This window comes from Streptomyces sp. NPDC107517, from assembly GCF_055582645.1.
Map to the genome: position 1 here is coordinate 97,457 of NZ_JBVJPM010000007.1, position 13,187 is coordinate 110,643.

The window sequence follows — 13,187 nt, forward strand, 5'->3', positions numbered from 1 at the left end:
CTCCCCCGAGCTCTCGGCTTCGCTCGAACAGGAGGGACCCCCATGGCCCCGCTCCCTGGTCCGGCCCGACCCGGACGAAAGACCCTAGACGGCGGTCTCGGGCGCCCCGCCCGCCTGCCGTACATCCTCGTGGAGATGCACGATCAGCCAGCGGCCTGCCGCGGGGTCCTTGCGCAGGACCGCCGTGTTCCGCAGCAGCTCGGGACGGAGCGGAGTGCCGTCCGGGCCGGGCGCGTAGGCGACGCGAAGCCAGTAGCGCAGGACCGCTGTGTCACCGAAGACGTCGACGACCGGGTCGTACGGGCGAAGCCCGCTCCCCACGGGCCCGTCCTCGGACTCGGGCCGCTCGTCCCGCACCCGGTCCAGGTCCGGCTTGCCGAGCAGCAGCGGCTCGGCGGCCGGGTCCCAGATCGTCGCCTCCGGGTCGAGCCGGGCGTCGATCTGGGCGCGGTCCCCGGTGGCGTACGCCTCGTACATGCCGGTCACCACGGACCAGACGGCGGCCACGTCGCCGGGCGCCGCGCCCGGCCTGGCCAGTGCGGGGCGGGCGGACACGGCGGACTCGGGCATGAGGGACGCTCCAGGTCGGACGGGGGAGGCGCGCCGGGGCGACGCGGATGCCAGGCCACCGTAACGGGTCGTCGGTGACGGGCGACCGGTCGGGCCGGAGCGACGGGCCAGGCGGCGGGACACCGGCGCCGGTCCTAGGAGTGCGGCCGGCTCGCGGCCTGTGGCATGGGCGGGCGGTGCGGTGAGGACGTCGTGTCCTGCGGAAACGTCAGCTGGCCGCTCATCCACTGCATGGCCGGCGCGATCTCCCGCTGCCATGTCGTGAAGTGGTGGCTGCCGCGCGGCAGGATGATCCGGGCCGACGTCATGGGCGGCCTGACCGCGTGCAGGAACCTCATCGTGTCGCCGTAGTCCTTCTCGCCCGACCTGCTGCTGGCGGCGAGGACGGACACGCGCGGCACGGGCAGGTTCTCCAGGCGCCAGATCAGGTCGTGCTCGCGCTGTCGCCGGGCGGCGTCGGGACCCGAACCGAAGAGGCTGCCGGTCGTCAGGTCGTCGCCGATCCTGTAGTCCGCCGACAGCGCGGCCGCCGACGTGTACACATCGGGGTGGCGCAGGGTGAGCTGCAGTGCGCACGTGCCGCCCGACGAGTACCCGAGGGCGCCCCACGCGCTCGGGTCGTGGCCCACGCGGTACGACCGCTTGAGCGCCTCCGGCAGGTCCTTCGTGAAGAACGTCTCGGCCCGCGGACCGCCCGGCACGTCCACGCACTCCGTGTCCCGGGGCGGCGCGATCGTCGGGCGCACCATCACGATCACCGTCGGCTGCATCCTGTCCGCCCGCAGCAGCCGGTCCGCGGTCTGGGGGACCTGGAGGTACCGGGCGAGGTTCATGATGCCGCCCGGGTAGCCGCTGATCGCGACCATCACGGGGAAGCGCTGGCGGTAGAACTGCTTCTGGAAGTACTGCGGCGGCAGATACACGAAGGCCGGGTTCACGGCCCGGCTGCGCCGTCCGACGATCTTGACCGACTCGACCCGGCCGACCTGCGCCGCGGGTCCGTGCGGAATCCCCCTCACCTGATCGAGGCCCTGCGGCCCGGCGGGCTGCACCAGACCGCCGCGCACCGCGCCGACCGTGGTGTAGATGCCGCCGTGGCCGAGCGCCGTGACCTCGGCGGGCGCCGTGTCGACCCGGCCGAGCAGCTCGTCCCACGAGCCGTAGAACTCGAAGTTCGCGTTCACGGCGACGGCGAACGCGGTGAGGATCGTGAGCTGGGTCGCGCCGATCATGCCGAGTCGGCCGAGCACGGCGGCGGGCCCGCGCCGGGCGAGCCGCGGCCACACCCAGACCGTGAGCGCCACACACACCAGGGCGGCCAGCACCGTCGCGTATTCGAGTGCCCGGCTCGTCAGGCCCATGGTTTCCTCAACTTTCAGCCGTCATCTGCGGTGTTCGGCAGTTTTCACCGGGAAAGAGGCGCGACGGCCGATGAAGGTTTGCCGGCCACCGCGTTCTTACCGTGCTGTTGTGCCGCTCTTACTCCAGCGACGTGGAGCGCTCCTACGCTCGTTCCCTGTGAAACAACGCCCCGCCGCCGTGGCAGGTCACACGTGCCTGATCATCGGAATGCTGGACATCGCGTCGGCGATCTCCCCGCACATGCACGAGACCCGCATAGAGCGCATCGCGCCCTACGTGCCCGGCCTCGCCGAGGAGGCGGCGCGTGCCGCCGCGCTCGCCGCGGGGCTGCTGCTCGTCATACTCGCCAGGGGCCTGCGCCGCCGTAAACGGCGCGCCTGGGAGGCGGCCGTGGCGCTGCTCGCGGTCAGCGCGCTCGTCCAGGGCGTGCGCCACCATGCCCTGATCCCCGCGCTGGTCTCGGCCGTCCTGTGCGTCGCGCTCGTCGCCCACCGCGAGGAGTTCTACGCGCTCGGCGACCCGCGCGGCAGAACGCGAGCCCTGTGGAACCTCGTCGTCCTCGGCGGCAGCAGTTTCGGGCTCGGGCTCCTCGTCGTCGGCGTGCGCGCGCACCAGGAGGCGGGCCACTCCATCGTGTTCACCGAACGGGTCCAGGAGGTCGCCTACGGCCTGGTCGGTGCGTCGGGCCCCATCGCGTACAGCAGCGACAGGGCCGCCGACATCGTCCAGTTCTCGTTGCTCGCGCTCGGTGTGGTCACCGCCGCAACCAGCGTCTATCTCGCCCTGCGGCCCGTCACCCTGCGCCCCGCCGACAGTGACGAACGGCTGCGTGCCCTCCTGGCCGACGAGGGCCGGCGCGACTCGCTCGGCTACTTCGCGCTGCGCGGCGACAAGAGCGTCCTCTTCTCGCCGTCCGGCAAGGCCGCCGTCGCCTACCGCGTGGTGTCCGGCGTCGCCCTGGCCGGTGGCGACCCCATCGGCGACCACGAGGCCTGGCCCGGCGCCATCAAGGAGTTCCTGCGGCAGTGCGCCCTGCACGCCTGGACCCCGGCCGTGATGGGGTGCAGTGAACTCGGCGGACAGGTGTGGATCCGCGAGGGCGGCCTCAAGGCACTGGAGCTGGGCGACGAGGCCATCGTCGACTGCGCGGCCTTCAGCCTCTCCGGGCGCTCCATGCGCAACGTCCGGCAGATGGTCAACCGCATCGAACGCGCCGGCTACTCCTGCCGCATGCGGCGCGTACGCGATCTGCCCGACGAGGAGAAGAAGCGGCTGCGCGAGGCCGCCGCCGCGTGGCGGGGCAGTGCCACCGAACGCGGGTTCTCGATGGCGCTCGGCCGGTTCGGCGACCCCGACGACGGGGACTGCGTCGTCGTCACCGCGCACCAGGACGACGAGGCGGGCAACGACCGCGTGCGCGCCCTGCTCCACTTCGTGCCCTGGGGCGAGGACGGTCTCTCCCTCGACCTGATGCGCCGGGACCGCACGGCCGAACCCGGCCTGAACGAACTCCTCATCGTGGCCGCCCTGCGGGGCGCGCCCGGGCTCGGAGTGCGCCGTGTGTCGCTGAACTTCGCGGTCTTCCGGGCCGCTCTCGCCCGTGGCGAACGCCTCGGCGCGGGACCGGTGCTGCGGGTGTGGCGGGGGCTGCTCGTGTTCCTGTCGCGCTGGTTCCAGATCGAGTCCCTGTACCGCTTCAACGCGAAGTTCCGCCCGGAGTGGGAGCCGCGCTTCGTCGTCTATCCCACGGTGCGCGACCTGCCGAGGATCAGCTGGGCCTGCCTCCAGGCGGAGGCGTTCGTCGTCCTGCCGCGCCCCGCGGAGCGGCTGCGTCAGCTGCTCAGGAGCCGGCCCGCCGCCCGCGGGGAGAAGCCGCAGCCGGTGGAGGTCACCATCCCGTGACCAGCAGGTGGTTGATCAGCAGGGCGAGCACGGCCTGCGCGGTCAGCCACCCGCGACGCCACCGCTCCGGCAGCAGAGCGGTGGCCGCGAGGAGCCAGGCGGCGAACGGGAGCCAGATGCGCTCCGTCTCCGCCTTGCTCATGCCCGACAGATCGGCGGCCAGAAGAGCGAGCGCCGCGCCGAGGACGACAAGGGCGAGCCGCCCCTCCGGCTCCGCCCGGTCACGCAGGACACGTCCAGGTACCCGGCTCAGCCCCGCCGCCGTGGCAAGGCCGACGATCAGCACGGTGCACGCGGGGTTGGCCCAGATCCAGTAGCCGTACGGCCGGATCCCGCCCGCACCCTGGTAATAGCGCTCCGTCAGCAGGTGGTACGCCTCCCACCAGTTGAACCCGACGAGAGTGAACGCGACGGGCACGACGGCCGCTCCCACGGCGAACAGCGGCAGCGGCCGCACCGTCCGCGCGGTGAGCAGCACGGCCGCCGCGACGAGGGCGATCAGCGTCAGCCCGTACGACAGATAGCAGGTGAGCCCGAACAGCAGTCCGCTGCCGAGGGCCGCCCAGCGGCTGCCGCGGGTGGCCGCCAGCGCGAGGAGCGCCACCGACCACGCGGCGACCGCAGCGAAGTAGCCGTCGGCCGATGTGCCCATCCAGACCGCGGCCGGCGCGAGCGCCAGGAACGGCGAGGCGCGGCGCGCCGTCCGCTCGTCGGCGAGCGCGCGGACGGTGACGAGGACGGCGAGCGCCGCCGTGCACCCCACCGTGATGCACCACACCCCGGCCCACGCGCCGCCACCGAGCCCGATCCGGTCCAGGCCGACGAAGGTCAGGGTCGCCGCGGGCGGATGCCCCGCGACATGCGGCGGCCAGTGGCCGGGGGACTGCAGCAGGATGTGCCGCGTGAAGTCGCGCAGCATCGCGCCGACGTCGTCGAACCGGTCGATGACCTGCAGATACTCGTACGAGGTTGTGAGGCGCCCGGCGATGCCCCGCTGCCAGCCGTCGATCAGCGCGAGCGAGAACGTCCACGCCGCCGACGCGGCCCACACGGCGGGCAGCAGCAGCCGCCACCGCAGCCGGTCGGCCACCACGGGCCCGTACGCGACGACCAGTACGGCGACCGAGATCGCCGCCGGGGTCCCCGGGCCCACGTGCGGTTCCCAATGGGCGTACAGGGGAGCCCAGTTGACGTGCAGAGTGCCGTAGTGGTCCTGGATGTACCGGCCCACGAGGACGGCCGCCGTGACCAGGGCCACCGCGGCAGCGGCGGCAGACAGGTCACGGCGCGTCCCGCTGGAGGGTGGCGCGGTGCTGGGGGCGGCGGGGGGAGCTTCGACCTTCACATCCGGAACGCTAAGCGCCCGCACCGCCGATCGGTCGGCACCGCGGGGTTGCGTCACCGAACCGTCAGATCTTTCTGCGCCGATCCGCGGACATTGCGCAATACGGTCGGACCAGGTCGGCGGGCCCCCCGCCGCGCACAGCCTGAAGGAACCGCATGGGCGACTTCCCCCGCACTCTCCCCGATCCCTGGCGCAGCCCCCTGCGCGGCCCCCGCTTCACCGCGGTACTCGGCCTCGTCCTGCTCGTCGGGATGACCCTGCTCTTCGTGACCGGCCTCCTGTCCTACGCCGCGTACAACCCGAACCTCGCGGCGGTCAACGACAAGACCCCCGACAAGGGGCTGCTCGGCTTCTATCTGTTCTCCTGGCCGACGGACCCGCACTGGCTGTACCGCCTCACCCAGGGACTGCACGTCACCGTGGGCATCACGCTCGTACCCGTGCTGCTCGCCAAGCTGTGGTCGGTCGTGCCCAAACTGTTCGAGATGCCACCCGTACGCTCCATCGGCCACGCCCTGGAGCGTCTTTCGCTGCTCCTGCTCGTGGGCGGCGCGCTCTTCGAGTTCGTGACCGGCATCCTCAACGTGCAACTCGACTACCTGTTCCCCGGCTCCTTCTACACGCTGCACTTCTACGGCGCCTGGGTGTTCATCGGCGCGTTCGTCGTGCACGCCGTGCTGCGCGTACCGCAGGCGCTGCGTGTGATGCGCGAGCGGAAGGCCGGCCTGCCCGAGACAGGGGACCTGGTGGCGGCGAAGCCCGCCGAGCCCACCGTGTCGCGGCGCGGGGCGCTCGCCATGGTCGGCGGGGGTTCGCTCCTGCTGCTCGTCACGACGGCCGGTCAGAGCATCGGCGGGGTGTGGCGCCGCACCGCCCTGTTCGCCCCGCACGGCGGCGCCGACCCGGGCACGGGCCCCGGCCGCTTCCAGATCAACAAGACCGCCGCGGTGGCGGGCATCCGTACCGCCGACATGGGTGAGCAGTGGCGGCTCGTGGTCACCGGCCCGAAAGGCTCCGTCCACCGGCTCACCCGCGACGACCTGCTCCGACTCCCGCAGCACACCTCGTCGTTGCCCATCGCCTGCGTCGAAGGCTGGTCCACGGACGACCAGCAGTGGAGCGGTGTACGGCTGCGGGACCTCGCCGTCCTCGCCGGGACCGACGGCGACACCGACGTTCTCGTCGAGTCCCTGCAACAGCGCGGCGCGTTCCGCAAGGCGGCCCTGCGGCACAACCAGGTCCACGACCCGCGCTCCCTGCTGGCCCTGCGCGTCAACGGAGCCGACCTCACCGCTGACCACGGCTACCCGGCCCGCGTCATCGTGCCCGCGGCGCCGGGCGTCCTGAACACGAAGTGGGTCGCCCGCATGACGTTCGGAGCGCTGTGATGAACCGACTGAGTCGTTGGTACGGCGAGAGCCCGCTCCAGCTGCTGCTCCTGGCCGCCTCGTTCGCCCTCGCGGGATACGCGGGCGTGCGGCTGCTCCAAGGCGACGTGTGGGCCGTGGCGATCTGGTTCGTCGGCGCGGCCCTCGTCCACGACCTGGTGCTCGTGCCGGTGTACTCGATCGCCGACCGCGCGGCGCAGACGGCGCTCGGCGACCGGAGCCGCACGGCCATGATCTACGTGCGCGTCCCCGCGTTCCTGTCGGGGCTGCTACTCCTGGTGTGGTTCCCGCTGATCACGCGCGCGCGAGAGGACCACTACGTCCTCGTGACGGGGCATTCGGGGGAAGCGTTCCTGCCGCGGTGGCTGCTGCTGACGGCAGCACTGTTCGCCGCGTCGGCCCTGTGGTTCGTGTCCGTGACGTTCCTTGCTCCCGCGTCGCCCTGGAGGCAGGCGCGCAGGGCGCGCCGTGAGCAGCGGGCGCGGGAGCGTGAACGGGAGCGTCAGCGGCGCAAGGAGACGAAGGAACGCCCGCCCTCGGACCACTGAGCGACCGGCTGCCAGCCGAGCGGGCGCGCGTCGCGCAGCAGCGCGCGCGTGCCCACCCGGGCCCACGGGAACAGCGAGCCCGCGGTGCCCTGCCCGTCGTCCACCCGTACCTCCACCCGCTCGTCTATGTCGAGCGGAGCCGTCTCGGCGATCAGCAGCCCACCGGGGGCGGTGAGTTCGGCGACCCGGGACAGCAGGCCCCCCGGGTCGCCGCCGATGCCGATGTTGCCGTCGAGAAGGAGTGCCGTCCCCCAACGTCCCTCGCCGGGCAGGGAGTCGAAGACGGACCGCTGCAGAGCGGCGCCGCCGAGGCGGACCGTCCGCGCGACCGCGGCCTCGCTCACGTCGATGCCGAGCGCGCGGTGCCCGGCCGCTGCGAGTGCGGCGACGATTCGGCCGGGGCCGCAGCCGATGTCGAGGACAGCGCCCTCGCAGCGGCGCAGCGCCGACAGGTCGGCGGCGTCGGCGACCGCGCACCAGCGCTCCACCTCGAGCGGCAGCAGCCATCCGTCGGCGCGCCGCAGGAAGAGGGGGCCTCGCTCGTTGCGCACGGCGTCGGCGTAGGGGTCCGTGCACCAGGCCGGTGCCGCCTCGCGCGCCGTGGTCATGAGCGGACCACCCGCGTCAGCCGCGCGTGCTCGGCGGCGAACCGGCCGTCCGGCGCTTCAGCCGCCACCAGGGCGGCGTCGTGGGCCGTGTCGACGTCCCGCAGGACCGGCAGGTCCCGTACGCGCAGCCCCGCGTCCGTGAGCCGGGCCCGCTGCGCCGCACCCGTGTGCGCCGTCGACATCGGCACACCCCGCAGCAGCTCCGGATCGGGCTCGGCGAGCCCGAGCGCCCAGAACCCGCCGTCGTCGGCCGGCCCGAACCATGCGTCGCAGCCCCGCCAGGCGTCGGGCCCGAGCGCGGGCGCGAGCAGCGCGGGCGTCACCTGAGGTGTGTCCATCCCGATCAGGACGGCCGGCCCGGTACACCCGGCGAACGCCGCCGCGAGCCGCTCGTCCAGGCCTCCGCCGCACTGCGGGACCACGTCGATCCCCGGCGGCAGCCACGCTCCGGGCGCCCCGTCGAGGACCAGGACGCGACGCCGCGCGGGCGTGGCGAGCGCTGCCTGGAGCGTGTCGACGAGCGAGGCCTCGGCCAGGAGCGCGGCCTCCTCGGGCGTGAACGGCGGCGTGAGCCGCGTCTTGACCCGCCCTGGCACCGGCGACTTGGCGATGACGAGGAGCGTGGTGTCGTGCCGCCGCGCTGCGGGCGATCCGCCGGCGGTCACCGCGACGCCGCCTCTCCGCGTGCGCACAGCGCCGTCCGCGGCTTCTCCGCGAGGACCCCCCGCATGTCACGCACCGCCTGCCAGGTGCCCCTCCAGGTGCCCGTGACCTTGGACTTTCCCGTACGGGGCCGGTAGGGCACCGGGCGCTCCTCGATGTGCCAGCCCGCGTCGGCGGCCCGGACGACCATCTGGAGGGGGTAGCCGCTGCGGCGGTCCGTGAGGTCCAGGCCGAGCAGGGACGTGCGGCGCGCGGCCCGCAGCGGGCCCAGGTCGTGCAGCCGCAGCCCGGTGCGCCGGCGCAGCATCCCCGCCAGCGCGAGGTTTCCGGCGCGTGCGTGCACGGGGAAGGCACCACGGCCCTGCGGCCTGCGCCGGCCGAGCACGAGATCGGCCCGGCCCTCTATGACGTCCTCGACGAACGTCGTCAGCAGAGCCGGATCGAGCGACGCGTCGCAGTCGCAGAAGCAGACCACTTCCGCGTCGGACGCCAGCAGGCCCGCGTGGCAGGCGGCCCCGAAGCCGCGCCGGGGCTCCGTCACCACGGTCGCGCCCAGGGAACGGGCGATGTCGGGGGAGCCGTCGGTGGACCCGTTGTCCACGACGATTGCCCGCCAGCCGTCCGGGATGCGGGCCAGCACCCACGGCAGCGCGGCGGCCTCGTCGAGGCAGGGCAGCACGACATCGACCGAGGGGGCCAGGTCGCGGAGGGAGGGGAAGTCAGGGGGCATCACAGTGTCACCCTACGAATCCAAACCGGACATTCCGGTCCTCAGCTCCTTACGAAACGCGGACGTCGGACGCGGACGGCCCCTCCGGTGACTCCGATCGGCGGCCTCGGGTGCGACGCTGGTGGGATGCAGACACCACCGCTCGGCCGCGTCCTCGTCGTCGACGACGACCCGACCGTCGCCGAGGTCGTCGCGGGCTACCTGGACCGCGCCGGCTACGACGTCGACCGCGCGGCCGACGGCCCGGCCGCCCTCGACCGCGCCGCCGCGCACGGGCCCGACCTGGTCGTCCTCGACCTGATGCTGCCCGGCATGGACGGCCTCGAGGTGTGCCGCAGGCTCCGGGCACGCGGCCCCGTCCCCGTGATCATGCTGACGGCGCGCGGCGACGAGGACGAGCGCATCCTCGGCCTCGAGGTCGGCGCGGACGACTACGTGACCAAGCCGTTCAGCCCGCGCGAGCTGGTCCTGCGCGTCGAGTCGGTGCTGCGCCGGGCCCGCGCGGCCACGGCACCCAAGCCGTCGGGACCGCTGCGCGCGGCCGCCCTCACCATCGACCCGGCGGCCCGGCGCGCCACCAAGTCGGGGGACGAACTCGCCCTGACTATCAGGGAGTTCGACCTCCTCGCCTTCTTCCTGCGCCACCCGGGCCGCGCCTTCTCCCGTGAGGAGCTCATGCAGCAGGTGTGGGGCTGGGACTTCGGCGACCTGTCGACCGTCACGGTCCACGTCCGCCGGCTGCGCGGCAAGATCGAGGACGACCCGGCGGCACCGCGCCTCATCCAGACGGTCTGGGGCGTCGGCTACCGCCTGGACCCCGGCGGCCCGCACAGCGACGCCGCGCGGCCCGACCGCGCATCGGCAGACTGGACCGAACCCCGTGCATGACATGCTCCTCATCGCCCTCTACGCGTTCCTCGGTGCCGTCGGCGCCGGTCTGCTGGGCGCACTCGCCCTGTTCGTGCTGCGCCGCCGCTCCCTGACGGTGTCGCTCACCGTCGTCGCGGCCGTCGCCGTGACGGCGATGCTCGCCGGAACACTCGTCGTGGCCTGGGCGATGTTCCTGTCCCCGCACGACCTGTCCGTCGTGACGACCGTCGCCGCGATGGCCGCCACCGTGTCGCTCGCGACCGCGCTGCTCCTCGGCCGCTGGGTCGTGGCCCGCAGCAGGGCACTCACCCTCGCCGCCCGCTCCTTCGGTGACGGCGGCAGCTTCGCGGCGCCCCTCGCCCCCGCGACGGCGGAGCTCGCCGCGCTCTCGAGGGAGTTGGAGGCCACCAGCGCCAAGCTGGCCGCGTCCAGAGACCGCGAGCGCGCCCTGGAGACCTCGCGTCGCGAGCTGGTCGCCTGGATCTCGCACGATCTGCGCACCCCGCTCGCCGGGCTCCGCGCGATGTCCGAGGCGCTGGAGGACGGCATGGCGGCCGACCCGGGCCGCTATCTGCGCCAGATCCGCACCGAGGTCGAGCGCATGAACGACATGGTGGGCGACCTCTTCGAACTGTCGCGCATCCACGCGGGGACCCTCGTCCTGAGCCCGTCGAGGATCTCCCTCCACGACCTCGTGGGGGACGCGCTCGCGGGCGCCGACCCGCTCGCCCGCGAACACGGTGTACGCCTCGTCGGTGACCGGGTCGACAGGATTCCCGTCGAGGTCGACGGCAAGGAGATGAGCCGCGTCCTCGGCAACCTCCTCGTCAACGCGATCCGGCGCACCCCGGCCGACGGCACGGTCGCCGTGGCGGCGGCGGGCTCGACGCACGGCGTGGTCCTCACGGTCACGGACGGCTGCGGCGGCATCCCCGAGCAGGATCTGCCCCGCGTCTTCGACACGGGCTGGCGCGGCAGCCATGCCCGTACGCCTCCGTCGGGCGCGGGCCTCGGGCTCGCCATCGTCAGAGGAATCGTCGAGGCCCACCGGGGCAGCGCCGCCGTGCGCAACGTGGCCGGCGGCTGCTGCTTCGAGGTGACGCTCCCGGCGGCGGGGGTGTAGCCCGCAGGTGCCACTTCGCCGGGGCCGTCACCTCGCCCACCTCACCCCAGCTCGGCCTTGGCGAACTCCGTCATCCCCTCCTCGAACCCCACCTCGGCTCGCCAGCCCAGCTCGGCCCTGAGCCGGGCCGGGTCCGCCGTGATGTGCCGTACGTCGCCGAGCCGGTACTCGCCCGTCACCACCGGCATCGGCCCGCCGTGAGCGGCGGCGAGGGCGTGGGCCATCTCGCCCACCGTGTGCGGGTCCCCGCTGCCCGTGTTGTACGCGACGCAGGTGTCGGAGGGCCGGCCGCTCATCGTCTCGAGCGCGAGCGCGTTGGCCGCGGCCACGTCGTGCACGTGCACGAAGTCCCGCCGCTGGCGGCCGTCCTCGAAGACGCGCGGGGCCTCGCCCCGGGCCAGAGCCGACCGGAAGAACGACGCGACACCCGCGTACGGGGTGTCGCGCGGCATCCCGGGCCCGTACACGTTGTGGTAGCGCAGAGACACCGCGCGGCCCCCGGTGGCCCGCGCCCAGGACGACGCCAGGTGTTCCTGGGCGAGCTTCGTCGTCGCGTACACGTTGCGCGGGTCCGTGGGGGCGTCCTCGCCGACGAGGCCGGGGCTCAGCGCGGCGCCGCACTGCGGGCACGGGGGCTCGAAGCGGCCGGCGCGCAGGTCGGCCTCGGCGCGCGGCCCCGGGCGCACGACTCCGTGGCGCTCGCACGCGTACCGCCCCTCCCCGTACACGACCATCGACCCGGCGAGCACCAGATCCCGCACCCCCGCCGAGGCCATCGCGGCGAGCAGCACGGCCGTGCCGAGCTCGTTGCGGGAGACGTAGTCGGGGGCGTCGGCGAAGTCCTTGCCGAGCCCGACCTTCGCCGCCTGATGACACACGGCGTCGACGCCGGCGAGGGCCGTCTCCACGGCGGCGGGGTCGCGTACGTCCGCGACGACCCAAGGATGCTCTTCGTCCGGGCCGGGTGGCCGGACGTCGAGCACGACGACCTCATGTCCTCGCGCGGAGAGAGTGTCCACGACCGCTGACCCGATGAACCCGGCACCGCCGGTGACCAGTACACGCATGCCGCCCACGCTATGCGGGGCCGGGCGCCGGGAGGGCTCTCCCCGCCGATGTGTCACGGCTCCGTAAGGCTTGTGCGAACGGATTTCGGTATCGCGCGGCAGCTCGTACACGGCTAGCGTGAATCGGGGTAACCGGGACCAAACGCCCCCGCGCGGCCCGGAACACCTCACCTCCCGCACCGCCACCACTCGGAAGAAGGGTTCGCGCCATGGCCGCACGACCGGAGGGCGCGCCCATCTGGGCCGACGCCATGTTCCCCGACCTGGAGGCCGCCAAGCGCTTCTACGGCGAGCTTCTCGGCTGGACGTTCGAGGAGGGGCAGGAGGAGTACGGCAACTACACCCAGGCGGCGTCGGACGGCAAGCGGGTCGGCGCGCTCGCGCCGCAGATGCCGGGCATGGAGGGCACCCCGCCGGCCTGGAACCTGTACCTGGCCACGCCCGACGTCAACGCCACCGCGGCCCGCGTCAAGGAGGCCGGAGGCACCCTGGTGACGGAGCCCATGGAGGTCGGCGACTTCGGCACGATGGTCACCGTCCAGGACCCGGCCGGTGTCTTCTTCAGCCTCTGGCAGCCGGGCACGCACGACGGGTTCGAGAAGGTGGGAGAGCCCGGTTCGTACGCCTGGGCCGAGGTGACCACACGTGACACCGAGAAGACGGACGGGTTCTTCGAGGCCGCCTTCCCGTACGAGGTCAAGAAGATGGCCGATGAGAACGTCGACTTCAACATCTGGCAGCTCGGCGGACAGCCGCAGCTCGGCCGCTTCAAGATGACCGAGGACTTCCCGCCGCAGGTCCCGTCGTACGTCAACGTCTACTTCGCGGTCGACGACTGCGACGCGGCGGTCGCCACGGTGACCAGGCTCGGCGGAAAGCTCCACTACGGCCCGATGGACACCCCGTTCGGCCGCTTCGCGGCGGTGACGGATCCGCAGGGAGCCGCGTTCTCGGTGATCGACCCGAGCACGACCGAGGGTGAGATGCCCGACCTCACCTGAGGCCGGAACC

The 13,187-nt window shown here is 73.2% G+C and carries 12 protein-coding genes and 1 pseudogene; 6 read left to right on the top strand and 7 right to left on the bottom strand.

Going from position 1 to position 13,187, the window contains the following annotated elements:
* Positions 1-84: 84 nt before the first annotated feature.
* Positions 85-570 (bottom strand): DUF4440 domain-containing protein, encoded by a 486-nt coding sequence (locus ACZ67T_RS18380; protein WP_326777225.1) that lies wholly within the window; start codon positions 568-570, stop codon positions 85-87.
* 134 nt (positions 571-704) lie between these two features.
* Positions 705-1,931, bottom strand: coding sequence for an alpha/beta hydrolase (locus tag ACZ67T_RS18385; RefSeq protein WP_469985160.1), 1,227 nt, complete (start codon positions 1,929-1,931; stop codon positions 705-707).
* Positions 1,932-2,139: 208 nt separating this feature from the next.
* Between ACZ67T_RS18385 and ACZ67T_RS18390 the strand changes: the two genes are divergently transcribed.
* Positions 2,140-3,834 carry a phosphatidylglycerol lysyltransferase domain-containing protein gene (locus tag ACZ67T_RS18390; RefSeq protein ID WP_469985517.1) on the top strand — a complete coding sequence of 565 codons (1,695 nt, stop codon included), beginning with the start codon at positions 2,140-2,142 and terminating at the stop codon, positions 3,832-3,834.
* On the opposite strand, the gene ACZ67T_RS18395 is transcribed toward ACZ67T_RS18390, so the two are convergent.
* Entirely contained in the window at positions 3,821-5,179 is a 1,359-nt protein-coding gene (locus tag ACZ67T_RS18395; protein WP_469985162.1) for a hypothetical protein, read from the bottom strand. The genes ACZ67T_RS18390 and ACZ67T_RS18395 overlap by 14 nt on opposite strands.
* Before the next feature lie 155 nt (positions 5,180-5,334).
* Here ACZ67T_RS18395 and ACZ67T_RS18400 point away from each other — a divergent pair, with 155 nt between their 5' ends.
* Positions 5,335-6,567 carry a molybdopterin-dependent oxidoreductase gene (locus tag ACZ67T_RS18400; RefSeq protein ID WP_469985164.1) on the top strand — a complete coding sequence of 411 codons (1,233 nt, stop codon included), beginning with the start codon at positions 5,335-5,337 and terminating at the stop codon, positions 6,565-6,567.
* Positions 6,567-7,115, top strand: coding sequence for a hypothetical protein (locus tag ACZ67T_RS18405; RefSeq protein WP_469985166.1), 549 nt, complete (start codon positions 6,567-6,569; stop codon positions 7,113-7,115). The genes ACZ67T_RS18400 and ACZ67T_RS18405 overlap by 1 nt, the downstream gene beginning before the upstream one ends.
* On the opposite strand, the pseudogene ACZ67T_RS18410 reads toward ACZ67T_RS18405, so the two are convergent.
* The 3 genes and pseudogenes from ACZ67T_RS18410 to ACZ67T_RS18420 form a co-directional block, all read right to left on the bottom strand.
* A pseudogene (locus ACZ67T_RS18410) lies at positions 7,073-7,723 on the bottom strand (class I SAM-dependent methyltransferase); the annotation flags it as partial. The gene ACZ67T_RS18405 and the pseudogene ACZ67T_RS18410 sit on opposite strands and share 43 nt — an antisense overlap.
* Positions 7,720-8,388 carry a TIGR04282 family arsenosugar biosynthesis glycosyltransferase gene (locus tag ACZ67T_RS18415; protein ID WP_469985518.1) on the bottom strand — a complete coding sequence of 223 codons (669 nt, stop codon included), beginning with the start codon at positions 8,386-8,388 and terminating at the stop codon, positions 7,720-7,722. The gene ACZ67T_RS18415 and the pseudogene ACZ67T_RS18410, both read right to left, overlap by 4 nt.
* Positions 8,385-9,116, bottom strand: a complete 732-nt coding sequence (locus ACZ67T_RS18420) for a glycosyltransferase family 2 protein (RefSeq protein WP_469985168.1) — start codon at positions 9,114-9,116, stop codon at positions 8,385-8,387. The genes ACZ67T_RS18415 and ACZ67T_RS18420 overlap by 4 nt, the downstream gene beginning before the upstream one ends.
* Before the next feature lie 126 nt (positions 9,117-9,242).
* Between ACZ67T_RS18420 and ACZ67T_RS18425 the strand changes: the two genes are divergently transcribed.
* Entirely contained in the window at positions 9,243-10,004 is a 762-nt protein-coding gene (locus ACZ67T_RS18425; RefSeq protein WP_469985170.1) for a response regulator transcription factor, read from the top strand.
* Complete coding sequence (locus tag ACZ67T_RS18430) at positions 9,997-11,109, top strand: sensor histidine kinase (protein ID WP_469985171.1); 1,113 nt, start codon at positions 9,997-9,999, stop codon at positions 11,107-11,109. Before ACZ67T_RS18425 ends, ACZ67T_RS18430 begins: the two co-directional genes overlap by 8 nt.
* A gap of 41 nt (positions 11,110-11,150) precedes the next feature.
* Here ACZ67T_RS18430 and ACZ67T_RS18435 read toward each other — a convergent pair whose 3' ends face one another.
* A complete protein-coding gene (locus tag ACZ67T_RS18435) occupies positions 11,151-12,176 on the bottom strand; it encodes an NAD-dependent epimerase/dehydratase family protein (protein ID WP_469985173.1) in 1,026 nt (341 codons plus the stop codon).
* Positions 12,177-12,385: 209 nt separating this feature from the next.
* Between ACZ67T_RS18435 and ACZ67T_RS18440 the strand changes: the two genes are divergently transcribed.
* A complete protein-coding gene (locus tag ACZ67T_RS18440) occupies positions 12,386-13,177 on the top strand; it encodes a VOC family protein (RefSeq protein WP_469985175.1) in 792 nt (263 codons plus the stop codon).
* The last annotated feature ends 10 nt before the right edge of the window (positions 13,178-13,187 follow it).